We start from the raw sequence: 24,547 nt of genomic DNA, 5'->3' as shown, positions 1-24,547 counted from the left end.
CTCTCGCCGCCCGAGCAGCCCGTCCGCTCCGGCCGGCCTGGGCCAGAGAAGCAGCACGAAATTGCCGGCTTGCTGATGTAAGCTGCAGCTGTCCGTGCGGAGCTCGGGAGAGTTTAGGATGGAGCCGGCCAGAAGCCGCGCTGCAGGGCAGTAAACGCTGGTCCAGATCGTCTGAGGCCTGATAAGATCTTAGGTTGCCAGATGTTCTTGATCCACTTGAATTTTGGAACGTCCAGTACGTACTATCCTCCCTGCGAAAGATTGGGGGAGATCTTAAATGGTGAATGGCTGCACTGCCGCGCTGCTGCGCGCCGTCCTTGAAGAAGTCTGCGAGAATGTTTCGCGGGACGAGACCGGCGTCCGCGCCCATGTTGCATCAAAGCTCCTGGAGGCGGCCAGCGGCGGCGAGATGATGCCCGACTACTCGCGACGAGCGGTCGCGACTGGGCTCAGCGCACGAAGAGATTGGGCGCCCGCGTGCCGAACTTAGACATTTTCTCTCAGAGACTCATTGAGCGTGTAAATGGTGGATGGCGTATCACCGATGCTTTCCGTGCTATCCTCGACTTGATGGAGGGGCGGCCGAATCCTGAGCACGCGATACCAGAGACGGAGCCAGCCGCTCCCGAGCAGCTGACGCCGACGATGACTCAACCCCTCGCTATCGAACGGGCTCGGCGGCGTCATGAACGTCAGCAGCAACGTCGCACCGCGAAGCGAACGCGCGACGCTCGCTTTTAGCCGTGCTCCCAGTTTTCTCGTCTGAAGTGGCCCTGCAGAAACTGGTGCGTTCAGCCAATCGGACGTCGATGCGCCGCGTCGCCAATGCGAGCTAATGCACCCGTGCTTAGACATCAGTATGTCGATGTTCATGTTGAATCCTCAACACCACTCCGTAAGACGGGTCAGTGTCGCCCTTGCCGAATTGCATTCACGATATTGCTGCGCGGCTGCTGAAAGGGCGACAGAGACGAGAGGGAGCGACCTGACGCGACTTACGCTCAGACGGCCTGACGATTTTGCGACTCGACGGTGGCGATGGATTCTTCGTGCTACTACCTGCCGAAATGGCCGCGATTTGGGTAGGCTAGATTGAGTTACTGATACTTGGCGTGAGGGCGCGCTCGCGAACGTTTGTATGCTCGTGGAGATGCAGGGCAAATCCCGCGTTAGACGTTGACCTGATGGCCCGCCGAGACCTCTCGCTGCTTGCTCAATTCCAAAGAATGGGGCTATCGAGCACAACTTGAGCGTCTGGTCCGGCGGAGGGCTCCTCCGGATGGTTCCACAGAGTTCTCCTGTCACCGCATGGTTTCGGTGAGCAATGGGCTGCCATCATCAGGCTTTTTTCGTCGAAAACCGTTGCATTTCGCCGCTGTTAGGTTGATTTTCTGCAATGCAGTCGGATTTCGCGGTGGAGTTCACCCCATTGGTAGCAGAAAATGCGATACGATCGAATAGACGCCCGCATCCTCGAGATTGTGCAGAAGAACAACCGTCTGACTTCTGACGTGATCGGAGAAATGGTCGGGCTTTCCGCAACAGCGTGTCAGCGACGACTGAAGCGTCTCCGCTCGGAAGGCATTATCGAGGCCGACATTTCGATCGTTTCTCCGAAGGCGGTCGGCCGGCCGATTCAAATGCTCCTCCTGGTGAGCCTGGAACGGGAAAGTGCAGAGATAGTCGATAGATTCAAGAAAGCGATCAAATCGTCTGCTGAAGTCGTGAATGGATTCTACGTCACTGGGGATGCTGACTTCCTTCTCTACATTACCGCGACGACCATGGAAGATTATGAGCAGTTTACCAGGCGGTTCTTCTATACGAACCCGAACGTTAAGGCGGTCAAAACAATGGTCGTAGTAGACCGCGTAAAGGTGGGGTTTGCCATCCCAGTTGAGGAATCGCTGGAGGACTGACGAAAGTTGTGACGCATGCGGCTGCGTCCAGGCAGCTCCCAAGGCCCCGCCATATGTGCTCGTTACCAAACGTATACGTGTCGCAGAACGTCCTAGTCATCTGCGGGTTGGACTTTCCTGACCAGTGAATGCCTTTCACACCCGGATGTTGTCGTATCGCTTCGCCGCAAGCTTCCGAAAGAGAGGGTCGTTCGCCCGGAACGTAGCAAATCGACAGCATCGGCGATTATCTGTCGATTCCCCAGCGCCGCCGCGATATCAGCAAATGCTATGGATCTAATTGGAAATCAGCCTGAGGTGCGAGGCTTGTAGCCTTCGTCGTAGCGCTACCTAGTCTCCGGACCAACCAGTTATGCGTCGATGACTTCATGTCGGCCAGTTTTGATGTCAAGACGAGACGATGATCCCTCCTTCAGACGTCGAAGCCAATGTCCACGTACTTCAACGCGGCGCTCGACGGACGAAGCTAAACTCTAGATTAGTCTGATCGGCGCGACGAGCCAAGAAAAGTGGCCGTGCAAGGTCCTCGCACGGCCAAGTCAGGGAGGAAAGGCCCCAAAGAGGGCGACTGAAGGGAGTATCTAAGTGAGTAAATCGATCACCCACCTAGTACTCCAAAACTTCGCCGACGTGTCCGCCTGCACAAGTTGTACATCCGAATACACGATGTTTACGGTGATGTCGCATGTTTTGTGCGCAAACGATGCTTTGACCGCGGCGGTTGCTTAGTGCTTGACACATGTCTCTCGAACCGGAACGCGGAGCGAAGTCGTTTTGACTCGAGACAGCAAAATCGATCTCTGCTGCTATCGCGTGCGCCCTTCGTCACGAGTTCAGGATTTCGAAATCAATCTCAACTAGGCAGCGGCTTGTTCTCGATCGCGCGAACCAAACAATGAAGTCTTGCTCAACGTGAATACACACTTAGTGCGCCAACCGGACACCGCCTGCAGGTTCAACTCATGATCAGATGGACAAGAATGAGCAGCATTGCCGCCGAGCCGCGCGCCCCGCGTTGGACTGCGCGAGCAAATGGCACTGCTCAGGCTTTCCGGGGTCCTTGTCACGGCTGCAATATGTATTGGCGCGTGGAACTACGCGAGCCTGGTCCAACGCGAATCGAGCGCTAGCAATCAACTGAAAGCTCTTGTCGTATCGTTGTCACAGAGCTTCGTGGAATCCGGCCAAATCGCGAGTAACTTCCTCCGCAGGCCGTCCGAAACCCTGGTAGAGAGGCATGCAGATCATCAAGAAGGCCAGTTGGCAACCCTATCTCGCCTCCAAACATTGGTGTCCGCGCTGCCAGATGATAGCCCGCTGACGCAGGCCGGCACCCTGCAGCCGATTATCAACCTCTATGCGACGCGCTTTCAGAACGTGGTCTTTGGTCAACGTACTTGGCTTCAATGAAGATGACGGCTTTCAGGGCAAGTTGCGGAAGGCCGTGCACGCCGTCGAGCAACGACTGGGTGAAGCGAACTAGCCGCGCCTCACGATCTTGTTGCTGATGATGCGTCGGCACGAAAGGAACTTCATCCTGCGGGGCGACGACAAATACGGGGATAAATTGACTGATCTCGAGGCAGAATTCGAAACCGAGCTTGCCAAGTCGAGCCTGCCCGAAGGAGCGAAGGGGGACGTTCTCAAGCTCGTCCGCACTTGCAAGGACAATCTTGTGTCGTTCATGGTGACGTAGCAAACCCTGACCGACCAGGTAAGCGATCTGCAACAAATCTATGATCGTATTCGTCCGGCAATCGTGGAATCACGACTGCTGCTGAGCAGAACTGCGGGCGGAAGACATCCGGCAGAAGTTGGTATGGGGGATCGGGCTAGCAACGCTGCTCATAGGCGTGCTCGCCTTCCTGTTCGGTCAGCGCATTGCCAGAACGGTCGCTTTGATGGCGTTGGCGATGCGCCAGCTCGGCCATGGGCAGTTTGATGTGGTTCTGCCAGGTCTTGGGCCGGAGGGACGAGCTTGGCGAAATGGCCGAAGCTGTAGAAGACTTTAAGCTGAGAGCTCGTGAGAGGATACAGCCTGAGCTCGACGCCAAAGCCGAAAGGGACGAGGTTGCCGCCGAGCAGCGCAAAGCCGGGATCTCTCGGTTCGTCGGAGAATTTGAAGCAGCCGTGGGCCAGGTGATCGATACTGTCTCGGCCGCCTCCACACAACTCGAAGCGTCGGCACGAAGCCTTACTGGTTCGGCTGATCAAAGCCGAGAGCTTTCGATACAGGTCGCGTCTTCCTCGAAAGAGGCGTCCGCCAATGTCCAACGTGTTGCGGCCTCGACGGGCGAAATGGCGACAACTATTGCTGATGCCGGTCGCCAGGTTGAGGCGGCGGCCGATATGGCCGGCGAGGCCGTTCGCAAGACCGAAGTTTGCGATCAGCGCATGGTTGATTTGGCCGTCGCAGCCGAGCGGATCGGCAGCGTCGTTCAGCTAATCGCTGCGATCGCGCGGCAGACAAGCTTGCTCGCATTGAATGCAACGATCGAAGCCGCGCGCGCCGGCGATCGCGGCAGAGGTTTTGCTGTTGTCGCCCAGGAAGTAAAATCTCTTGCGACGCAGACCGCACAAGCGACTGTTGAGATTCGTGAGCAAATCGCCGGCATTCAGACCGCGACGACCGAGGCGGTCGATGCAATTACCGAAACAGGCGCACGTTGGCATTTCGGAGATCGCCAAGGGTTTCGTCGCCTCGATCGCGCAGCAGAAGACGACGAGCAAGAAGGTGGCGTTCAATTTGCAGCAAGCTGCTGTCAGGACCAGTCAGGTAGCTGAAAGCGCCAGTGATGTCATCCATCGCGCCAAAGAAACTGGGCTTCGATGCAGGTGCTGAGCGCCGCCGAATTGTTGTCCGAGGAAAGCTGTCGACTCAAGCACGAGCTAGATAATTTCCTAGGAAGAGTGCATGCAGCCTAATGAGAATCTCAACTCGCGCGCCCGCGTAGTTGAATTGTTTTTCTTTACCACTGGACTCGGCTTTCCGGCAAGGCGGGCAGGGGCCTGCTTTGAGGCCTACCGACCTGCCGTAGTACAATCGGATCATCTGCTCGCCCCTGAAGCCGCGATGGTGGCAGCTCGATCTACAGAGGCTCCCCGACGCAGACGTGCGATGCGCCGAGGTGTGGAGAGACGGTTGGGCCGGCTGCGGAAGGGCTTTGAAACTGTCGCGCCTGGATCGCTTCTCCGAGGAGGCCGGCGCTATCGAGTCCCGCCGGGGGTATTTTCGTTGAGTAGGAGGTGGTCCTCGGAGCGGCTGGAATTGTCGTCCTTCGAACGTAATGATCCAAACGGGCGCTCCAGCATGCGACGAACCCGCACAGGGTCGCGGCCGATGTGAAATGCTGCCGCCTTCCGCTCCAGCGCGCGCTCCGATACCGTCGCGCGGTCACGCTGACGCAGGTAGTCGAACCAGGTCGCAGTGATAACGCTCCGTCCACGATTCCAGGTCGGCAATGTCGCGCGCGATTGACCATGGGGAAGCGCCGTTGCGTTGACGGAAGAGCTGGACTGCCAGCATAGCGTTGTGGAACGCAAGCGCATCCTCCTTCGCAACTCTATATTCGATTTCGATGATCAGAGGGCCACTCCGGCCACGCCAGCTGCACGTCGGGATCCGCGAGGAGCTCGGCTTCTTGACCCCGGGCACTACGTACGGCATCGGCGACCAGAGCCCCATCAGAGGCGAGAGCAGCATTAGCACGCCTGACACCAGAAGTGCATTGTCGACACTGGCGTCGTCAGTCAGCCTGCCCCAGCCTCAACTACCGATCGCAATTCCGGCTGATCCCGCTGCCTGATAAGCTGCGAGTGAGCGCCCGGCAACCCAGCGGGGTGCTGACAGCTGTATGACGACGTTGAACAGCACCCACGTCATCATCCATGTGCCTCCCGCCTGCACCAGTGCGGCGGACGTCAACATCAGATCGTGGCTCAATGCCACAGCGACAAGGCGTCCACCCGTCGACAGTGCGCAGGCGCGAATGGCCGCTTCGAGCGATCATCTCAGCGATGAAAACATCGATCGCTTCCAGGTTCCTCACCACGGTGGCCGCCATAACGTTTCGACCGAACTGCTGGATCAGCTCTTGGGTGAAAGGAAGAAGGTGCAGGGCGGTAAAGCGACCTTCACGGCCGTGATCAGCGCGGCCGAAGCCGATGAGAATCATCCGCGCAAGTCAGTTGTCCGGGCTATGCACCATCGCGGAGCGCATGTCATCTCAACCGAAGGGTCAGACAAGCGAACTGCCAAAAATGCCCCCGGAGCGCGATGACTACAGTCTCGCCGAGTGTTTGCCCTATCCGGACGAAGAAGACTGAGACTTGCGTTTGCTTCTTGAAGCACCTCCGTCTTCCCCCTTATGTTGAAAGAGCATCCGTGTTCGAAGAGGGCGAGCCAATACTATCGCTCGTCTGTCGTGCTGCCCGGACCAAGGTCAACCAGATGAGCTAAGAAGAATGACCAAGAAGCACTCGAAAGAGAAATCACTCAAGAATCAAAACACCTCCTCTTTGATCACAATCCTGGTCGTCAACATCGCCATTTTCGCGGTTGCGCTGAAGACTGATCAGCTTGTTGCGGCCGATTATGAGGAAATGCTCAAGCATTGGCAGGCGCTCATACCTGCTGGATTAGGGGTCGTGTTCATCGGCGTGATCAACGGCCTGCTTGATATCCAAACCAAAGCCAGATTGGTATTCTGGCGCTGGCACGATCGCTTGCCTGGATGTCGCGCGTTTTCCTACTACGTCCATCGCGATCCGCGAATCGATATCGCGGCACTCAAGAGCAAAGTGGGGCCGTTTCCCACTGCGCCGAGCGAGCAAAATGCTCTTTGGTATAAGCTTTACAAGTTAGTGGAAGGCGATCCCCGGGTTCTGCAGGTCCACCGTCTGTTCCTGCTGACGCGCGACTATGCCGGCATCGCGTTCATGCTGCTGATCGTCCTTGGCGGAATCGGCACAATGGCTATGCAGACTTATAGGACAGCGCTGGTGTATGCGGGAGCGCTCCTGGCGCAATTTGTCCTGAGCGCAATAGCGGCAAGGAATTATGGCGTTCGCTTTGTAAACACCGTGCTCGCTTTGAAGGCGGCAAGCTGACGCTTAGAACAGATTCGGCAGCGAACAACATTCCCGCAGTACGCTAGTCATCTCTGATGCTCGTCTTTAGCGAACATGGCTGATCGACTTGGCGCCCTAGCAAGCAATTCTCAACTGCGCTCGAGCACTTTGTGCCCTTACTTAAGGGAGCCTCAGCTAATCCTTTCCAAATCGGCCAAGCACTTTTCGAGGTTGCCCTTGGCTTCGTTCAAAAGCCGTCTCGTTTCGCCCAGTCGCTTGAAGTCAGGCTTCACCGGGCTGCCGCCCACCGCGCTCAGGTGATGGCAAACAGTCGAGAGATCGTTCGACATGTCCTCGAGAACGAAAGCGATATTTTCGAGCGGCACCAGCTCCAAAAAAAAAGGTCTTGGATAGGGTGTCGTCCTGGCCGGTGGGTCCCTAGAACTTCACCTCGACCAGTGGGACTAGGACATCGCTATTGTCACGCGCAGCTTTGCCCATACTCATGACCAGCGAGCTGAATGTCGTTGAGATATATGTGAGCCGGTCGACCAGCGCGCTTCCATACAACATGACGGCGTCGGAATCACTCTGCGGCTCATCCGGCTTCGAAGGACCAAGATCGTCATTCAACATGTTCGGTCTCCTCTCCCTGCGGATGCAGCATCCCCACGGGGAATGAGGCGGGTTTGGGACTGTTCATCGGCTCTATAGTGTAGGAGCCGTGAGCTTCGGCCTTTTTTGGCTGCACGACAGTGACGGAAAAGCCTTGGTAGGAGCTTTTCGTCCTCGCCTTCATATATCCGGGCGCGGCAGGTGCTGGCCCGTGAAAATGGAGCAGATAGTCCTCCATTGCTCGCCGGACGCCGACAGCGCTCGCGTTCAGCGACCCAGCTGTGTTGGCGTGCAACGAGCCCTGCATTGCCAGATCAATAAAGGTACGAAGAACCGTGTCTGCATCCGCCGTTACGTGGAGCGGGTGGGCGGCTGCTGGAAATTTGTCTCGCACGAGATGGGCTGACCAGCCACGCTCCTTCGCTTCGCGCTTTTCGCGCCTTTCTAACTCAAGCTCGTCAAAATACAGGTTGCGGTCGAGGTATCGAGTGTCATCAGGGCCTCGCCCGAAAGTTTTCGCTTATCCTGGATCGAACGTCGCTACGACAACGGTCAGCTTGCCGCAACCGAGCGGTGGAGCGCCATCATGTCCATGGTCGTGGAAGGGCTGCGCGATCCTCGATCGCCTGCGCAAAAATCCCTCGGCATCTATGTCAACGTAATCAACCGGTCAAAGGAGCTGGGCTAGCAATGACGTCAGGTCTTGTACTTGTTCTCAAGAGAGCCTGGCCCAGCCTGCGGCTCGCTGTTCTGATCTCCATGTCCGCTCTTGGCGGCTGCACCATCTTTTAGCATCACAAATCAGCTATGATAGCGATGTTCCGAAGACTTGCCGGCGCTTGCCGAGGAGCGTCCGCACCCACTGCATGTTCCGCCCGGCTGCGGCGCGAGCCGGCACAAAAGCGGAAGCAAAGAGCCGATTGAGCGAACCGAAACCGCGAACAGTGCCGCACGGGTACAGCCTCGCAACTCTGGCTACTTCAATGCGGTGCAGGTGTTCTCATTCAGCCCGGGCGCCCTTCACCAGATCTACGCCGCGCCGGGGCAGATCACTGATATTGCGCTGGAGCCTTGCGAGCAACTGATTGGTTCGAGACCGGTGGCCTTAGGAGATACGGTGCGATAGGTGGTTGGCGACGCCGAGAGCGGCAACGGCGACAGGCGACGCATTCACATCATGGTGAAACCCACCCGCCCTGCGCTTGAGACAAACCTCGTCATCAACACCGACAGGCGTGCTTACCTGGTCGAACTGCGCTCTCGCGAAAAGGTCTATATGCCGTCCGTGGCATGGTTCTATCCCGAGGACATGGCCACGCGTGCCAGAGCTCTGCCGCCCGCGCCTGTCATTCCGCATCTGACACAACGGCGCTATCGTTACAGCATTGAGGGGCATAGCCCGCCCTGGCGCCCGGTCAATGCCTATGACGCCGACGGGCTATTACGCTTGGCGCGAGCGTCCGGTGAGCAGCCGCGCAACCTCCAATGCCGCGTTGCTGGCCGAGATCCGGCAGGTCCATCGTGACAGCGGCCAGCGCTATGGCAGCCCCCGGGTTCACGCCGTCCTGCGGGCGAGCGACGTGGGGCCAGTCGCGGCCGGATCGAGCGGCTGATGCGACGGCATGGCATTCGGGCGATCATGACGCCGCCACGTCGGGTCCGCGCCACCGACAGTCGCCACGATCTGCCGATCGCGCCGAACCTGATCGCGCGCGACTTCACCGCCGCAGCCCCAAACCGGCTCTGGTTGGCCGATATCACCTGCATTCCGACAGCCGAGGGCTGGCTGTACCTGGCGGCCATCATGGACCTCTTCAGCCGCAAGATCGTCGGTTGGGCGATGCGCGACCACATGCGCGTCGAACCCGTCTCCTCCGCGCTTTCGATGGCGCTCCGCCAGCAGCGGCCCGCTGCCGGATTGATCCACCATTCCGATTGCGACCTGCAGTACGCTTCGCACGAATATCGCGCGGCCCTTGCCGTCGCCGGCGTCACCGCATCGATGAGCCGCAAGGCCGACTACTACGACAATGCTCCGATGGAGAGTGTCTTCCACACCCTCAAAACCGAGCTCGTTCATCATCGGCAGTATCGGACCCGCACCGAAACCCGGCGTGATATCTTCGGCCTTCATCGAGGGCTTCTACAACCGAACCCGGCTCCATTCCGCCATCGGATATATCCCTCCGATCGAGATGGAGCTAAAAGCCGCTTAAACCCGTCCACTTTGTTGGGGGAAGATCAGTCAGCTCGTCGTACTGGACCGGTGACGCGTCGCAAGACGTCCGAAGTGATCCCGCTACGGTTCAGAAACGCTCCGCCGCGTCGATAGCAGCTCACTGCCGACGCCTGTCGATTTACGGATAGCAAGTTTCCTCACCAAGTTAGGTAGGTTTCGATGCATTGTTCATGCTGTACCATCAGTGCGTAGATGGCGTGCATTAGGACGCAGCTCATCACGATAGGACAAGATGTAGCATGACGAGTGCAGCTAATCTCCTGCCCCTTAGAGGGAATGTCATGAAATGCATCGAAGGGACGCGGGTCGTCACTGACGTGAACTGCAAGCCAACAACACCACCCGTCATCATATCACGAAATACTACCGCTATCAGATTACCAACAGTGGTTACTACGACCAGCTTAAAAACATTGTGGAGCCCTCGGGTGAGAAGTTCGTGGCAGTTTAGATACGAGCGGCTAGCACGATAATATGGTATGTGCGTTGCTTGTAGCAGACCGGTGCGCTTCATATTGCCGCTATTGCTTTCGTAAACGCGTAGTCGGCAAGGAGTCCGATGAACGACTAGCGGGCAAGTGGTGTTGCTCCTTCATTTCGTGAATGATCCAATGCAGTCCATCAGTGGTGGCGCGGTCGGTCCCAGCGTCACGGCCAAGCGCAGTGGTCCCCGCGAGCAAGCGCACAGAAATTACCGTGCCGCTCGGCGTAGCGCTCGCCAGGCTACCGTTGCTGCCGATCTCATCCGTCCTGTAAGAGTTCCTCTTTGCTCGCGAGCTTGCCCTCCAGTTCCAAGTCCGCCTAGAGCGCGTACTGCTCGCCTTACTGGGGACCGCAAGAGATCGAGCTGCTTTGAAGACATAGTCGCGGCCGCAGGTGCGAATCTCAGAAGGAGCGTAGTAATCTTCTCAGCTCGATCATGGGTGTGGTCGCCAACGATGATCTGGTTCGAGCTTGCGGGTCTCGTCAGGAATGCCGCTCTCGAAGCCGAGCCGGAATATCCGGGGGGGGGATTGTTTCACAAAAGTCTCCGTTCCGGCTGGTGATAAGTATCCCAGAATTCGACCTCTTGGCGAGAAGGGCCTGCAGTGTGTCGATGAAGCATTTGCAACCGCCAAGCCGCCGAGGATGTTTTCAAGTACACACGGTTCCTGAGCGCTGGTTGAGCTCTGGCCACTGCAAGGGGCGCGGCTGGGGCTTAGCTTCGCGCGCGAGTGGCCGGATGGCCTCGAATGTCTTGCCTATGCTGAGTAACGAAACACGTTGCGGACAGACTCATGCTTGACTGTTGCGGGGGCGATCACAGACTGAGAGCAGTGAGGGCGATATCCTAAGGAGAGGGCTGCATATGCGAAACGAACTGAGATCGCACGGATTGTGGGAGATGACTGCTCCACCCGCGCCTTATACCGGCAGTCTTGTGGGCGACGCAGAGGCCGATGTCGTTGTGATTGGGGGAGGATATACCGGCCTTTCTTCCGCCGTTCATCTTGCTGAGAGAGGTGCGCGGGTCGCCGTGCTAGAAGCATCCGAAATAGGGTTTGGTGGTTCGGGGCGGAACGTTGGGCTGGTTAACGGGGGCATGTGGAGCATGCCCAATACCGCAGCAGAAGTGCTTGGTTCGCAATTCGGCGAACGACTGATCGAACGACTCAGTTATGGACCAAAAAAGGTGTTCGAACTGATCGAGAAGTATAGCATCGAATGCGAAGCTGAGCGCACCGGCACTCTGCATTGCCTCGGACGCAGGGGGTTGCAGGAAATCGAGACCCGCGCCGAACAATGGGAGAAGCGCGGTGCTGCGGTAGTTGTGCTCAAAGCCGACGAGACGCGCAAAAAGATCGGCGGCGGCAATTACACAGGTGCGCTGCTCGACAAACGCGCGGGCACGATACAGCCGTTGGCTTACGTGCGTGGCCTGTGTCGCGTCGCGCTCGCGGCTGGAGCTAGCGTCTTCACTCAGAGTGAAGCCATCACGGCCAGTGATACCGGTTCGCGCTGGAGGATTGGCACGGCAACGGGATCTGTAAATGCGGAGTGGGTGATCGTCGCTACTGATGCTTACGGTAAGGGACCCTAGTCCCAGATTCGGCAGGAGCAGATCCGCTTGCCTTACTTCAATCTTGCCACGCGGCCTCTATCAGACAATTTGAAGGGCTCAATCTTGCCCGAGCGTCAAGGGGCGTGGAACACCCATAAGGTTCTCTCCTCGTTTCGCTTGGACCGCTCTGGGCGCCTCGTGTTCGGCAGCGTCGGGGCTCTCAGGGGCATTGGTACCTGCGTTCACCGGGCTTGGGCTCTGAGGTCCCTGCGCAGCCTATTCCCGCAGGTCCGCGATCTGCGGTTCCAAGCCGGCTGGTTCGGCGCGATTGCTATAACTTCGGATAGCCTGCCTCGCTTTCACAAGCTGGCTCGAAATGTGGTTTCCTTCAGCGGTTACAACGGGCGCGGTATTGCACCCGGCACGGTCTTTGGCGCCGTGTTGGCTCATTATATCCTCGGTCAAATCACCGAAAAGGATCTACCGCTTCCGGATACTGCCGTTGCAGTACAACGCTTTCGTGCCGCCCGGGAGGCCTTATATGGGGTGGGGTCCCAACTTGTTCATTTCGCCGAAGCGCGGCTCTGACCATCCAGCGGAGGCGCCGATTTCTACCTTCGATTGCGAGTCCTGCTCCGGCAAGAGGGCGACTTCTCACGCTCTTGTCAGTCTCTCCGTCTCTTCACCGCACAACTCATGTCCATGCACGTCAGCCGTGCTTTCGATGGCACGGATCTAACGGGCTTTGAGGACGGGGATGGTGGCGCATCTTTGACGAGAAACTCAATACCGGCGACGTGACCCGGCCGTCTATCTCTCAAAGAGCTAATCTGCTTGAATTTGCAACCCGAGGAGAAATATACGTGATTGTCACAAGTGTGCTCCTAGCTTGCGAGTGCACGTGCTGGGTACTGCAATGATGTGCTCCGTTGACCGCCCGGGATACAAAAGCTGCCGCAGTTGGCGAGCGCATTATGTCGAGTTCTACGTGACTGCGCTACCGAGTGGCGGGTGGATCGGACTCCTGCCACGTGGTCAACGACCTCTATGGTTTGCATGCGGCCGACGCGCGCGCCTTGTGGCGCGTGATTCCCGGGCCGTCGCGGAATCAGCATGTTGACCTGCTCTAAAGATGTGCAGAGGTCGCGACCTCGGCGGCTTCTCGCGATTTCTGGATCGCCACGACATGGGCGTGCGTCGGGCGCGACATTGTGCCTCAAAGTCCATCAACATTCCGTCGCCTCGTGCTGGCATAGATCCTGCTCCACCCTCGATAGTCCAAAGTTGGAAGGGACGTCATGCCATTTCGCAACTTGCCTCCGCTCGTCTTTGGCCGAGTTAAAATAAGTGTATCCTCCTACTGCAATCTTCATTGCAAACACTGCTATGTTCCCGAACAGTATAGATATCAATCCAAGAGACGTCGGGAGCCATCACAGTTGAGTATGAAGGAAATCACTAATTTTGTGGACCTTCTCGTTGAACGACATAGGTTGAAAAAGGTCATCGTAACCGGTGGTGAGCCGCTTCTCAAAATCGTGTTTCCGCGCTCTGCAGCCCTGATGGTGCACGCTGCAAACAAACGAGGCATTCATGTCCAGTTGAACACTGGGGGACTTGGTCAGGTTCCAATTCGTGATGTCGCATCAATCTTCGACGATCGCGAAAAGCTTGCCTTCCAATTCAATTTTGATCCTGCAAACGCGGAGGCGCTTGATCGCGTTCAGACAAGGCGTGGAGTTCACAAATCGGCACTCCGGCAGATGGCCGAGGCAGTCAATTGCGGGGCCTTGGTGCAGGCGAGGATGATCGTGAATCGGCACAACATCCATGGGGCGTTGGACGCCTATCGCATACTGTCATCGATCGGCGTCGACACTTTCAGAATCATGCCGATGTTCGCCGCAGGTGCCGCTCTCGACTACGAAGACGTATGTTTGGGCTCGGCTGAGGAGGTTAGAGAACTCCAGACGGCACTAATCGCAATGGCTGCACAGGCCTCGACGCGCCTCGAGCTGCTAACGCCAATTCTCGTTGACACGGCAAAGCAGCCACCGAACGTTCAGTTCACCGAATGCAACTGTTGTTTCGATTCGGGCTATCTCGCTACAAACGGCGACCTCTATCCCTGTTCCTGCGCGATCGGTGATCCCGACTGCCATAAGTTTGTTGTCGGAAACGTCCGCTACCCGGGGTTTGACCTAGAAACTGCTTGGGGAACCGCTCTTAAGAAACACCAGACGAACAGCGGCTGCGCCAACTGTCCAATAGCCCTTCTCAATCATACTGAGAGCCGTGCGCTTGCTTGCGCATAAAGATTGGATTTTCAGCCTAGAGGAGGAATCCCGGCAACGGCGTCGATCAAGGCGGCCAGTTCTTATCGCGCGATCTTGACCTATCGGCCTATCAGAGCGGCGTCACGCTGGACTTCTTGCGGCTCGGCAAGCCGACCGACAACGCCTTCACCGAGGCTCTCAACGGCCGCTTCCGGGCCGAATGCCTCAACGCCCACTGGTTCATGTCCCTTGCGGACGCCCAGGAAAAGTGGAGACTTGGCGCAGATGTTACAACCTACATCGGAATACCCGTCTGACTATGTGATTGATGAGAAGAGGTTTTGCTGCTTGGGAGGCGATCCTGCAGGATGCCGTGGGTTTTGCCGCGCCCTTTGGTGATGGATTGAGCGGCGGACGTTGTGAGAGCGGCGCGGGCGAAATCCAAGGACCATTCGACAGAGGATGAAGAATTGGATCTCTCCCGCTTCGGCCGCCAGCCGGAGCGTCTTGGGCGCGATCTTCAGGATTCGTGTGGCCTCGCTAAGGTTGAGCCAAGGCTCGATCCCGTCCCCCGCGGGCTCGAACACCCGGATGCGGCAGTTCGGGCGCATTGATGTGACGCGCTTGCGGGTCCAGCGCTTGCCGTTCGCCGTCTTGAGGCCGTTGCGGTTGAGGAGGCCGGCAATCAGATCGCCGCTAGCGATCAGCACCAGGGCAGGGCTTGGATGATATCGGCAGAGGTGCTGTTGCGCTGTCCGCGCCGGCGCTTGGGCAAGCGCAACTCGCTGTGGGCGCCGCCCGCCTAGTGGACGATGAGAACGATCTTCGGGGCCACATCGTCGATATCGGCCGCGACTTCGTGGTCAGGGTGCCCACGATGCACTTCTTCAGCCGTGCATCGGTCGTCGGCGCCGTTCGGATCAGCGGCCGGCATCGGCCGTGCAGCGTCGTGGGTGGCAATCTTGCGTTCCACCTCTGCGGCATGGGCAAGCGCCTTATTCCAGCGCGCTTCAAGCTCGCTCGCCACCAACCGGTTCGCGGGGTCACCGGCATCGCATTGCCAGAAGGCCCGGTCGGCGCTCTAGCACGCCGCTTCGAGGTTGCGACTGAGCGCATCGCACACCTGATCCCGCCGTTCGCCGGCTTCCTTGCAGCCGCGGTTGCAGCGGCGATAGTGCCCGGACCGACGACGCCAAGCAGTGCTTCCTCGATCGCATCATCGACGCGCAATCCGCCGAAGGCGATGCAACGAGGGCCGCCATTATCCATCCAGGCGCGATTGCAGCTGTAGCGCGGGATATGGTGCTTCATGCCGGACTACTGGGGTGTGAGCTTACGGCCGCAGCGTTTGCACCGGATTAGACCGGCCAGCAGTGCGTCTCCATGCTTGGGCGCGCCGTGATGCCGACCAGTGGGAACATTGCTGCTGACCATTGTGCGGATCGCCTCGAACCTCTCCCAGCTCACATACCATTCGTGCGTATTGGGGGCTTCAGCCCCAGCCATTCGTTCCTCGTCTTGCGGCGGGTCTTTAAGCTCACGTCTATGATCCGGTGGATGGCGGAGTAACTCGATCGCCGCGGCTCTATCGCCGTTGGACTGCTTTACCGGCAGATCGGGGTTGTACTCGTGGAGCCAGCAGAGCGCCTGTCGCGCACTGTCCAGTTCCTCGACCTTGTCGAACACCAGCTTCATCGCTTCCTGGACTCGCCGATTCGGATCTTTCTCATAAAGGTCGCCGGCCTTCACGAAAGCCGGCGCCGCCACAATTGACTCGTCCCGGCGCCCTTCTCGTAGCGGGCCGAGAGCAAGCGCTGGCGCAACAGGTCCAGCTCGTACTCGTTGAGGCTGCCCTTGAGCCCGAGCAGCAGGCGGTCGTTGCCGTGCCTCGGTGCATAGATGGTCTCCTGATCGAACAGAACGATATCGACCACGCGGCACATCACGATGAGTATGCTGCCAATCGGGCTGTTGCGGGCGAAGCGCGAGACATCGCCGGCGCAAACCGCACCGGCCTTGCCGAGGCAAACTCCGCTACCATTCGCTCGAATCCGGCGCGTTGGACGCGGCCGGCGGCTGAACGACCGAGATGATCATCGATCACTTCAATCTCTGACACCCGAGCGCCGTCAGCCGGTCCAGCATGGCGTCTTGCAACGCGCTGCTCTCGCGATTGTGCAATACCTGATGTGCTGAGGATTGGCGCACGTAAAGAATCGCCAGCGCGTGACATGGGCCTCTCCCCGATTCTGGTCGTGCCCGCAGTGGGCTTAATCCCTTCAGGAAGGAGCCGATGGAATTCAAGGCCAAGCCGGCCAGGAAATCGGTTAAAACATCGCCGCTCAAGATGGCTAAAGACGCAGTCGTGGTTTGACGGGTTCGACTGTGCGTGCATAAATTCCGACCAACCTGGGCGGGGGGCCATCGGTACAGTAACGCCGAGCCACGCTCTAGAGAGCCAACGAGGTTTGGACGACGAAAATACGCCAGTGACGTCCGACACACTCTTCCGAAGCGACATAGCCTTCCAATGGGTCGGCAACAGTGCCGAGGCGCGTGTCGCCCGCGATCTTGATGCTCTGACCCTTGGATCATGTCGGCATAGTCGCGCTTGAATAGTTCGCGCCCTCTGGTTGAGGAGGATAAGCTGAGTGTTTTCTAACGCGCCTTCAACCCGCGGACGGCCCAGATGAGCGCAATTTGGTCTGCCCGATACCGCTACCTCAACGTCGGCGGTCAGCCTCGAAGCTCTCATCTAGGAAGAGTGTTACTTTCCGAGATCGACGATGCGACGTTTACTCTGCAGGACGTAGAGACAGCTGTGTAAGAAAGACTATCAGGCTTAGTAGGTTCGTTGTTCGCGTTTCTCGGTTAAGGATTGTCAGCAGTTGAATCGGCGAAATCAACGCCATGGAATGCATCGTAGTGACTCTGTCGCCACTGTCCGGGCCGGTACCTGTTCAAGCAGTGTCCTGAATGATACGCATGCAGAGGGATCCAAGAATGAATACTGACGTTTTCTCTCTTTATGAGTCTAACGTTCGTCGCTATGGGCGATCGTTTCCTGCCGTCTTTACGAGAGCGCTTGGCGGAACGATTTGGGACGAGACCGGTAAGAGCTATATTGATTTTCTTGTGGGATCCGGTGCACTCAACTATGGTCACAACAACCCGAGAATTCTTGCGCCGGCAATTGATTATCTCAACGGTGGAAACATTCTGCTGTCGCTCGATATGCATACGGCGGCGAAACGCGAATTCATTGAAGTGTTTGTCGATACAATCCTGAAGCCAAGGGGGCTTTCCTATAAAATCCAGTTTCCTGGGCCGACCGGGACAAGTGCTAACGAAGCCGCGCTTGCGCTAGCTAGAAAATGTACTGGCCGCTCGAGCGTCATGGCCTTTACAAACGCGTTCCACGGCATGTCGCTCGGCTCCCTGGCCGTGTCGGGTTCAGCTTCAACCAGGGAGCTCGGTGGCGTTACTCGCCACGATGTGATCCGTGTGCCGTACGATGGCTATGCGAACGGAGCCTTCGACTCCACGAAGTACATCGACTACATCTTGGGCGATCCTGGGAGCGGCATAGAAAAGCCCGCAGCAATCATTCTGGAAACTATCCAGGCAGAAGGCGGCATGAACACAGCATCCGCACTTTGGCTCACAGAAATTCAGCGCATCTGCCGTAACCACGGCATTGTTTTCATCGTCGACGACATTCAGGCAGGCTCGGGACGAACCGGTGAATTTTTCTCGTTCGAATTCGCGAAGATCGAACCCGACATCGTCTGCCTCTCCAAATCCCTGAGCGGTTCAGGCAATCCATTATCGATTGTTTTAATTCGACCCGAGATCGACGTATGGAAGCCCGGAGAGCATAGCGGGACCTTTAGAGGTAACAATCTCGCTTTCGTGACTGCCGGCGCTATGTGCAAAATGTGGTCAGACAAGAATTTTACTGATGGCCTCAAGCGGACTGCTGTCAATCTGCAAAAGGCTCTTGATGATCTTGTCGCGAAATTTCCCAAATTCATCGAGGAAAAGCGAGGCCGCGGTCTGATGGCGGGCCTTAAGTGTCGCTCACCAACTGTTGTCGACCGAGTACACGATGTCGCCTTCAAAAACGGCCTGCTGATCGAATCTTCAGGGCCAAATCGCGACGTCATTAAAGTCCTCCCGCCCATAACAATCTCCGACGATGAACTCCATCGTGGCATCACCGTCCTTACGCAAGCACTAGAGGAGTAAGCCAATGGTAACCGTCCAGGTGTCTCAGGCGCCAGTGATTTCGCCAGTCGCGATCAAGGAACGAACCGGCTCGATCAGCATCGGGGAGGTCATCTCGGCGCTGAAAGGTGAGATCACTGGTCTGCACATCAAACGAGCCTTCAGTCCCGAATTGGCCGATGAGATTACCGCGAACTTTAATCGGAATCCCGGTCTTAACGACCGTAAGGATGGCGTTCCCGGACAGTATGTTGGCGCATCTCATTACAGGAAGAATCCAGCTGCTTATTTTGCAGAGGCGGAAAGTGTGCGACCATTCGTAGATGCTCTTTTTGCGGATCTGGTCGATCCGGTCCGCGCATTGTTCGATGCATTGAAGCGCGAACTTCAAAAGCGAGGCATCGAGTTGCGGCGGGCTCGTTCGGAGCACGGTCGAGCTAATATTTGTCGCGCGATTTGCTGGTCCGGCACAGGCACGTATTCCTTGGAACCCCACGACGACGTTGCCCAAGTCCTGTGTGCCGGAAAGGATTGCGAGCTTCCAGCAGTAGCGAACAATACCGTTGTGGCGCTAAACTTTTATCCCAGCATGCCGAACGAAGGGGGCAATCTACGTATATGGAGCCATAAACCGACGGAGACCGACCGAAGATTGCAGGGCGTGGAGACCACAGGATATCCTTATTCGCCAGCTTATCTCGAACGCGTTCCTTATCACGACCTTGAGCTGAAGGCCGGAGATGTTGCCCTCATCGACGGCGGTTTTGTTCACGGGGTCACCCGACAATCGAGCAATGGTAAACCTCGCCTTCTGCTGAACTGCTTTCTCGGGTTTGCGAAGCCCAATCTGGTTCTCTGGTGGACCTGAAGTTGCACGTCGGAGAACCTGAACGGCTTCACGGGCCATCAAGCCGCCGAACAACGTTGCGACGGCCGAAGTCGATGCGTATCTTCGGCACCGATCGGATGATGCTGTTGCCTATGAGCAGCAAAGTGCGGCGACGTCGCAGGAGTGCCAGCAAAGTACCGAATTTCGCGCCGATTTTAGGTAGTTGGCGCCGAGCCTGGCGGGTCTGGGTGGCCTCAAGGCAAGCGGAGCCGTGGAAAGTCAACCGCCGGTAGTCAAGACGAGCCAACGGCAGGTCTGAATTTGGCTCTTACCATCGACGGAAAAGCTCCGCGGCCTTACGAATTGAGAACAGCCGATCACGTCGCGCAGCCTCTCGACAAAGAATGCGGGTACGATGAGGCCAGCGGGCGGCCGAGGTCGCGCGGCGTGCGGTAGTCAATGTCCTCGATGCACGCCTGCTGACGCAGCTTCGCGTAACGCAGGCGGGTGGCGAGCCGCCTGTCGTGGCGCAGCGAGGCTTCATGTTCGAGCAGCAGCGCAAGCCATTCGGCGTGACCGAGGCTTGCGGGCTCGCCGGTTGCTTCGATGTCGGCGAAGGCCTTGGTCGAGGGCGTTGAGGCGATCGAAGGTCGGATGGGTGAGCAAGGGATGGTCTCGTAATTGTAGTAGCGCGGTCCGCGGATGTTGGCATGCAGAATCGGCGCATCGTCCGCGGAGTGCTGATGAGCGGGACGCTGATCGAGGTTGTTGGCGGGGATCGAATTGACCGAGCCATAGGTGCGGGCACCGATATCGATCGCCCGCGCAGCCGCGGCGTCCAGCCGTTCGCGCCCATAGGAGGCGGCAAGCCTGAGATCGTCGCCTTGGTCAGCTTCTTGCCAACTTCGCGACCTGACCTGCGCGATGAGCGACGATCCGCAGCAGGCGGACCTCCAGCGCCGCCGCAACCTAAATTCGCCTTGGGGACATCTGGCCCAACCAAAGTGCTATCGTTCATCAGGCCCGCTCCCATGCTGGAAGTTCGGGGCCCGCCCATCCGGCGCAGCCTCAATAGGAGCTTGAGTGGGGCGGGCCGCCCGTCACCTCAGGGTCGAATATAGAGTCTGACGCGCCATCAACTTGGCAAATATTCGCGACACCAGCTCTCGCTCACGGCACCCGCGGCAAGCAAGGCATCTATTTCAGTTTCGTTGTATTGCAACTGTTGCAGAACTTGCCGCGTCGAGGCGCCGTATTTTTCCGCGGGGGAGAGCGCGTAGATATTTCCAACCCTCGGGCGGATCGCGTAGCCATCAACCTGCGTTACGGCATGCCCGCTGGGATGATTACTAAATATTGAAAAGGAATAGCTGCCCTGTTCGGTCCCTGCATCACCATCCGCAGGCCTTGAATTTGCCGACCGTATGGCCGGCACACTCTCGCAGATTGCGGCACCGATATCGACTGCTCTAAATCTCGACAACCACTCCTCAGCGGAAGCCCTCCCGATAGCACTGGCAAAAAAGGAGATTCGATCCCTCTTCAGCACATCTGTAAGGCCTTCAAGCCCCTCGACCTCCGCAAGACGAGGCAGTTCAGCCTCGAGGGCGCTGACGAGTAAATTGCGACCGGAAGCCGTCTCATACACACGGGTCAGGGCACCATAGCCCTTGGCATCAAGCCCGGCCGGCTCGTCGAACGGTTCACGCCCTTTATGATCGTAGCAAAATGGCACCTGCAAGATGCCCGAGAGTGCTGCCAGCGATATCCGGGCCCGCCCTGCGTGGCCCGTCCTGGCTTTCTGGTACAACGCCGCAGCAAGGCCCAGCGCCATGCCAAATCCACCCATCACGTCGAGCGTACCGACATGCGCGTATTCCTCGGGTGTATCGGCAGAACCGCCGGACCTCAGCATGATGCCAGTCGTCGCCTGAATGTGGTTTTCATAACCGAGATAGTCGCTGCGGGGCCCGCGACGGACGCCGCCAAAGCAGTCCAGTTGGCAGAAAATGGCGTCCTGATTAAGTGCTTTCAGGCCCTCTTGATCGAGCCCCATGCGCTTGACCTTCCCGTCAGTTGCATTCCAGATCACGACATCGACTAACTTCACGAGCCTCTCGAAGACCTCCCGGCCACCGGATGAGTGTATATCCACCAAAATCGAACGCTTGCCGCGCATATGATTCATACCGTAGACGACGGTGATCAGAGGATCGTAGAGCGGGCTTGTGGGATCGACCTTGATTACCTCCGCCCCGAAACGAGCGAGATAGCATGCCGAATGCGGGCCGGCGATCGCATTGCTCAGGTCGAGAACTCGTACGCCGTCGAGCCAACCCGCCGAAGAATTCGCCTGCCGGGCGGTCGGGCGCGTAACAGGAACTGAGAGCGCGGCTAGTGCCTGGTCGAAGGAGACCCATTTCCGCGGCGCCGGCTCCAGCATAGTTTCCCCGCTTTCCTCTAGCCAAGCCACGGGGCCGGGCTGGACCATGCGCCCGTACATGGGATCGTCGATCTCGATCATGAGGCCCGCGCATTTCGCGTGATCGTCTGTGATCCATTCCTGCAACCAGCGCTGCGGCGCGCCGGGGACTTGGCCTTCTCCGAAGATCCGCTCCCATTCTTTTGCAGTTCGGGTGAGAAAGGCGGCCTTCATCCGTCCGGCGATCCTATCGGCCCAGTATTTCGACAAGGGAGAGTACGCAAGTGCGACGTCGGATCGCCATTCGCTAATCGGAAGATAAATATCGTCTTGCTCAACAAAGCCATCGGTCACCAGACCCTCGTATAGCCCAAGAACTTGCAAGCAGCGCTTGGCATGGTGCTTGTGGCTCGTGCAGAGGACATAGAACATGCGACCGTCCTTGCATTTGTAACTGCGAGCAAATGGATCGAGCAGTTCCTGCGCGGCTTCATAGGAGAGGTCCATCGGCAAGCGTAATTCGCGCCGCCGCTCGAACTCGCGTTCACGTTGTGTCTTGTAGCGGAGTGGATAGTCCTCAATGTTGATCGAGTTATAGGCGAGACCCTCCATTACCGCGCATGCAAGAGGCACCTCAATCTGGTCGCCGATGCCGCTGCGTTCCCGCGCCTGAAGCGCAAGCACCGTCGCCGAAGCGGCGAGCATCGTGCCGTAGGCTGATGCCAGAGGTAGGGGCGAGAAGGACGGATTGATGCCCCTCAGCACGCGATTCATTCCGATATCAGTGAACAAGCCCGAGGATGCGGCAATGACGGCTTCGAAGGCGCGCCAATCGCGACGGAGCTGATCGTTGGATGCAAAGCCCGGAAGGGACACGGTGATCAGGTCCGGCCTGGCCTTGCGAAGGGCCGAGAAGTCGATCCCGAGGCGGCACAGCACCCCCGGGCGGAAATTTTCCACGACGACATCTGCTTCTTCGATAAGGGCCCGCGCCCGGGACAAACCGCCATCTGTCTTCAGGTCGATTGAGAGGATCAGCTTGTTTCTATTCAGCGTGGCATTGGCCGGGCTGTTCCAGAGGGGACCGGATGGCGGGTCGATATGCACGACCGTCGCGCCGAGATCGGCAAGGACCATGGCCACCGCGGGGCCGGCAATGTACTGGCCGAAGTCAACAATCTTGACGCCGGAAAGAGGAAGGATCGAGCGTTGCATGGCCATGTCGGTCTCGTGAAGCTGCTTGTTACGTCCGAGGTTAACGTGTTCCATTCTACAGGGGCGGCGGATCACGCCCAAGCTCAAAAACGAGTTGCGCCGGCGCGGAGTCATCGCGCCGATCATCGGCCACCTCAAATTCGAACATCTCGAATGGGCCAGAATGATCTATGGCACATGGGGAAGACGGCCCCCGCTTCCTCGGCGCCGGCGATATACTGGCGATGAATGAAACAGCTAGCAGGAGCAATTACCTATGGAGGTCGCGATAGTTGGGTTGGACATTCCGAAGCACAAATTTTGTGCGTGCAGTTGATCGCAAATCCCCAATCGCTAGCGGCTTCGGCGAGGCGAGATCATGTTGTGCTTTTCCTCGCTCGCGCCGCCTACCGAGATGAGGCGTGCGCCGCCGCTAATCACTAGTGGCGCACGAGATTCGGCGGTCTGGACACGATGTGAGACTGATTTCGCCGGCCTGTGCCTTTCTTGACGCGAGAATTGCTGCTTCGCGGCTTGACATGGAAACGCTAAAACTCGCGTCATTCTTTCGATCTCTTCCAGTGCGTATGGCTCTTGATCGCGCCGGAGTAAGCACTTCAGCCAGGCGCAACCCGGACGTTCATTGCTTCAGAAGAGTGTAAGTCAGCAGCCCAATGCGTCGCTCGTCAAAAATCGATTCGCGCTGCGCTGAGTTGAGGGCGCGGGGCGCCGCAAGACAGCCCAAGCCTGGCACCGCACAGACCAGAATGAATCGCGCTCTCAGTGATCAACTGCTGTCAGGTTAGGTCCCTACTTTTGCGTTTTAGATTGTCGCGCCGGCCTCTCTCCCCTCGGGATTTCGCCCCTTGGACCTCATCGTTTAATTATGCACCTCGCCTCTGTCCGGCTACGCGCCGAACAGTCTGGTCTGGTCATCGTTCGGCTCAGGCACGTGCTGCGCCGGCTGCCGCGCCAGTATTCGATAGCTCCCACTTGTGAGGAACTCGATCCTCGGGATCTTGTTGGCAAGCGCGATCACTATTACCTTGAAAGGCCCTCGCGCCAAAATCGCGACAAGTCACCGCCCGCTTTCTCGTTGCCCTTTAGAGGTCACGTCGCACCACAAACAACCACCGAGCGGAGCGTCGGTTTCCCGCTTTCGATATGCCACCGAGCCGTTCCTTCCCGCCGATAGAATGGGCTTTGAGTCAATCCAAGCCAGACGGCGAAGTCGCGGCCGAACTGAATCTTCGGGTTGCCGGACCAGCGCTTTTACCGAAGCGGCCGTGACCTCCAACGCCCGGATAGTGATCAGCCGGCGCATGTCTCGTCACGCTTCGCCTCGCCGACGATTCCTCGTTCGAGCTTGTCGATCTGGCGCGTCAACGTCTCGATCTGATCGGCGATTTTGGCCAAAGTCAGACGGGCGACTTTTGGCAGGCAGACGTCCTCTTCGTCCCGCACGACCTTCGATCAACTCCGCTACTTTCGCTGTGCCGATGACGGCTATAATGCCCAACTTCGCCAAATGCCCGCGAACTTGATCGCAGGAGTTTCTGGCGGAGTAAAAAAGCACGCGTCTTCAGTACCATGGTCGCCGCCTGATCGGCTGGTTTTGATCGCAACGAAACGCCAGCCGTGTCCAATTGAGGACGGCGACGTCCGATCTCCGACAGAGCGCGTCATCCTTCCAAGAGCTGCTAGCCAAGTGTTTT

The 24,547-nt window shown here is 57.9% G+C and carries 17 protein-coding genes and 6 pseudogenes; 12 read left to right on the top strand and 11 right to left on the bottom strand.

Annotation, left to right across the window (positions count from 1 at the left end; translation table 11 throughout):
* Positions 1 to 1,442: 1,442 nt before the first annotated feature.
* Positions 1,443 to 1,919, top strand: coding sequence for an Lrp/AsnC family transcriptional regulator (locus tag P6U29_RS33665; RefSeq protein ID WP_407114574.1), 477 nt, complete (start codon positions 1,443 to 1,445; stop codon positions 1,917 to 1,919).
* A gap of 1,348 nt (positions 1,920 to 3,267) precedes the next feature.
* Here P6U29_RS33665 and P6U29_RS33660 read toward each other — a convergent pair.
* A complete protein-coding gene (locus P6U29_RS33660) occupies positions 3,268 to 3,651 on the bottom strand; it encodes a hypothetical protein (RefSeq protein WP_407114573.1) in 384 nt (127 codons plus the stop codon).
* A gap of 254 nt (positions 3,652 to 3,905) precedes the next feature.
* Between P6U29_RS33660 and P6U29_RS33655 the strand changes: the two genes are divergently transcribed.
* Positions 3,906 to 4,703, top strand: a complete 798-nt coding sequence (locus P6U29_RS33655) for a methyl-accepting chemotaxis protein (protein ID WP_407114572.1) — start codon at positions 3,906 to 3,908, stop codon at positions 4,701 to 4,703.
* Between the two features lie 423 nt (positions 4,704 to 5,126).
* Here the strand turns inward: P6U29_RS33655 and P6U29_RS33650 are convergent.
* Positions 5,127 to 5,868: pseudogene (locus P6U29_RS33650) on the bottom strand (MFS transporter).
* Here P6U29_RS33650 and P6U29_RS33645 point away from each other — a divergent pair.
* Together P6U29_RS33645 and P6U29_RS33640 are read left to right on the top strand one after the other, a co-directional pair.
* A complete protein-coding gene (locus tag P6U29_RS33645) occupies positions 5,774 to 6,199 on the top strand; it encodes a hypothetical protein (protein ID WP_407119610.1) in 426 nt (141 codons plus the stop codon). The pseudogene P6U29_RS33650 and the gene P6U29_RS33645 sit on opposite strands and share 95 nt — an antisense overlap.
* Before the next feature lie 184 nt (positions 6,200 to 6,383).
* Positions 6,384 to 7,028 (top strand): hypothetical protein, encoded by a 645-nt coding sequence (locus P6U29_RS33640; RefSeq protein WP_407114571.1) that lies wholly within the window; start codon positions 6,384 to 6,386, stop codon positions 7,026 to 7,028.
* A gap of 152 nt (positions 7,029 to 7,180) precedes the next feature.
* Here P6U29_RS33640 and P6U29_RS33635 read toward each other — a convergent pair whose 3' ends face one another.
* Together P6U29_RS33635 and P6U29_RS33630 are read right to left on the bottom strand one after the other, a co-directional pair.
* Positions 7,181 to 7,384 carry a hypothetical protein gene (locus tag P6U29_RS33635; RefSeq protein WP_407114570.1) on the bottom strand — a complete coding sequence of 68 codons (204 nt, stop codon included), beginning with the start codon at positions 7,382 to 7,384 and terminating at the stop codon, positions 7,181 to 7,183.
* Between the two features lie 43 nt (positions 7,385 to 7,427).
* Positions 7,428 to 7,625: a hypothetical protein gene (locus P6U29_RS33630; RefSeq protein ID WP_407114569.1), complete on the bottom strand. Its 198-nt coding sequence runs from the start codon at positions 7,623 to 7,625 to the stop codon at positions 7,428 to 7,430.
* 442 nt (positions 7,626 to 8,067) lie between these two features.
* Here P6U29_RS33630 and P6U29_RS33625 point away from each other — a divergent pair, with 442 nt between their 5' ends.
* The 6 genes and pseudogenes from P6U29_RS33625 to P6U29_RS33600 form a co-directional block, all read left to right on the top strand.
* Entirely contained in the window at positions 8,068 to 8,292 is a 225-nt protein-coding gene (locus P6U29_RS33625) for a VirB8/TrbF family protein (protein ID WP_407119479.1), read from the top strand.
* 2 nt (positions 8,293 to 8,294) lie between these two features.
* Positions 8,295 to 9,033 (top strand): annotated as a pseudogene (locus tag P6U29_RS33620) (TrbG/VirB9 family P-type conjugative transfer protein); the annotation flags it as partial.
* Positions 9,017 to 9,820: pseudogene (locus P6U29_RS33615) on the top strand (IS3 family transposase); the annotation flags it as partial. The pseudogenes P6U29_RS33620 and P6U29_RS33615, both read left to right, overlap by 17 nt.
* A 1,371-nt stretch (positions 9,821 to 11,191) precedes the next feature.
* A pseudogene (locus P6U29_RS33610) lies at positions 11,192 to 12,472 on the top strand (NAD(P)/FAD-dependent oxidoreductase).
* 710 nt (positions 12,473 to 13,182) lie between these two features.
* Positions 13,183 to 14,199, top strand: a complete 1,017-nt coding sequence (locus tag P6U29_RS33605) for a radical SAM protein (RefSeq protein ID WP_407114568.1) — start codon at positions 13,183 to 13,185, stop codon at positions 14,197 to 14,199.
* Between the two features lie 41 nt (positions 14,200 to 14,240).
* A pseudogene (locus P6U29_RS33600) lies at positions 14,241 to 14,464 on the top strand (transposase); the annotation flags it as partial.
* A 13-nt stretch (positions 14,465 to 14,477) separates the two neighbouring features.
* Here P6U29_RS33600 and P6U29_RS33595 read toward each other — a convergent pair.
* The 4 genes from P6U29_RS33595 to P6U29_RS33580 form a co-directional block, all read right to left on the bottom strand.
* Complete coding sequence (locus tag P6U29_RS33595; RefSeq protein ID WP_407114567.1) at positions 14,478 to 14,870, bottom strand: hypothetical protein; 393 nt, start codon at positions 14,868 to 14,870, stop codon at positions 14,478 to 14,480.
* Positions 14,871 to 14,962: 92 nt separating this feature from the next.
* Positions 14,963 to 15,187 carry a hypothetical protein gene (locus P6U29_RS33590; RefSeq protein WP_407114566.1) on the bottom strand — a complete coding sequence of 75 codons (225 nt, stop codon included), beginning with the start codon at positions 15,185 to 15,187 and terminating at the stop codon, positions 14,963 to 14,965.
* A 290-nt stretch (positions 15,188 to 15,477) separates the two neighbouring features.
* On the bottom strand, positions 15,478 to 15,927 hold the full coding sequence (locus tag P6U29_RS33585) for a hypothetical protein (protein ID WP_407114565.1): 450 nt from the start codon (positions 15,925 to 15,927) through the stop codon (positions 15,478 to 15,480).
* Positions 15,906 to 16,094, bottom strand: a complete 189-nt coding sequence (locus tag P6U29_RS33580; protein WP_407114564.1) for a hypothetical protein — start codon at positions 16,092 to 16,094, stop codon at positions 15,906 to 15,908. The genes P6U29_RS33585 and P6U29_RS33580 overlap by 22 nt, the downstream gene beginning before the upstream one ends.
* 1,069 nt (positions 16,095 to 17,163) lie before the next feature.
* On the opposite strand from P6U29_RS33580, the gene ectB reads away from it, so the two are divergent.
* Positions 17,164 to 18,408, top strand: coding sequence for a diaminobutyrate--2-oxoglutarate transaminase (gene ectB, locus P6U29_RS33575; protein WP_407114563.1), 1,245 nt, complete (start codon positions 17,164 to 17,166; stop codon positions 18,406 to 18,408).
* Positions 18,409 to 18,412: 4 nt separating this feature from the next.
* Positions 18,413 to 19,255, top strand: coding sequence for a hypothetical protein (locus P6U29_RS33570; RefSeq protein WP_407114562.1), 843 nt, complete (start codon positions 18,413 to 18,415; stop codon positions 19,253 to 19,255).
* A gap of 383 nt (positions 19,256 to 19,638) precedes the next feature.
* On the opposite strand, the pseudogene P6U29_RS33565 reads toward P6U29_RS33570, so the two are convergent.
* From P6U29_RS33565 to P6U29_RS33555, 3 genes and pseudogenes are all read right to left on the bottom strand, one after another.
* Positions 19,639 to 19,882: pseudogene (locus P6U29_RS33565) on the bottom strand (ATP-binding protein); the annotation flags it as partial.
* 469 nt (positions 19,883 to 20,351) lie between these two features.
* On the bottom strand, positions 20,352 to 22,859 hold the full coding sequence (locus P6U29_RS33560) for a CoA transferase (RefSeq protein WP_407119478.1): 2,508 nt from the start codon (positions 22,857 to 22,859) through the stop codon (positions 20,352 to 20,354).
* Between the two features lie 1,284 nt (positions 22,860 to 24,143).
* Positions 24,144 to 24,296, bottom strand: a complete 153-nt coding sequence (locus P6U29_RS33555; protein WP_407114561.1) for a hypothetical protein — start codon at positions 24,294 to 24,296, stop codon at positions 24,144 to 24,146.
* Positions 24,297 to 24,547 lie beyond the last annotated feature (251 nt).

Source organism: Bradyrhizobium sp. LMG 9283 (assembly GCF_045571415.1).
Classification (GTDB): Bacteria; Pseudomonadota; Alphaproteobacteria; order Rhizobiales; family Xanthobacteraceae; genus Bradyrhizobium.
Note: the sequence above shows the minus strand (reverse complement) of the source record. Positions and strands in the feature narration are given on the sequence as shown.

Excerpts from the sequence above, each read along its gene's own strand:
- ectB (WP_407114563.1), top strand. The coding sequence starts at position 17,164 with ATGAATACTGACGTTTTCTCTCTTTATGAGTCTAACGTTCGTCGCTAT.
- P6U29_RS33655 (WP_407114572.1), top strand. The coding sequence starts at position 3,906 with ATGGCCGAAGCTGTAGAAGACTTTAAGCTGAGAGCTCGTGAGAGGATA.
- P6U29_RS33640 (WP_407114571.1), top strand. The coding sequence starts at position 6,384 with ATGACCAAGAAGCACTCGAAAGAGAAATCACTCAAGAATCAAAACACC.
- P6U29_RS33665 (WP_407114574.1), top strand. The coding sequence starts at position 1,443 with ATGCGATACGATCGAATAGACGCCCGCATCCTCGAGATTGTGCAGAAG.
- P6U29_RS33630 (WP_407114569.1), bottom strand. The coding sequence starts at position 7,625 with ATGTTGAATGACGATCTTGGTCCTTCGAAGCCGGATGAGCCGCAGAGT.
- P6U29_RS33560 (WP_407119478.1), bottom strand. The coding sequence starts at position 22,859 with ATGGCCATGCAACGCTCGATCCTTCCTCTTTCCGGCGTCAAGATTGTT.
- P6U29_RS33570 (WP_407114562.1), top strand. The coding sequence starts at position 18,413 with ATGGTAACCGTCCAGGTGTCTCAGGCGCCAGTGATTTCGCCAGTCGCG.
- P6U29_RS33605 (WP_407114568.1), top strand. The coding sequence starts at position 13,183 with ATGCCATTTCGCAACTTGCCTCCGCTCGTCTTTGGCCGAGTTAAAATA.
- P6U29_RS33645 (WP_407119610.1), top strand. The coding sequence starts at position 5,774 with ATGACGACGTTGAACAGCACCCACGTCATCATCCATGTGCCTCCCGCC.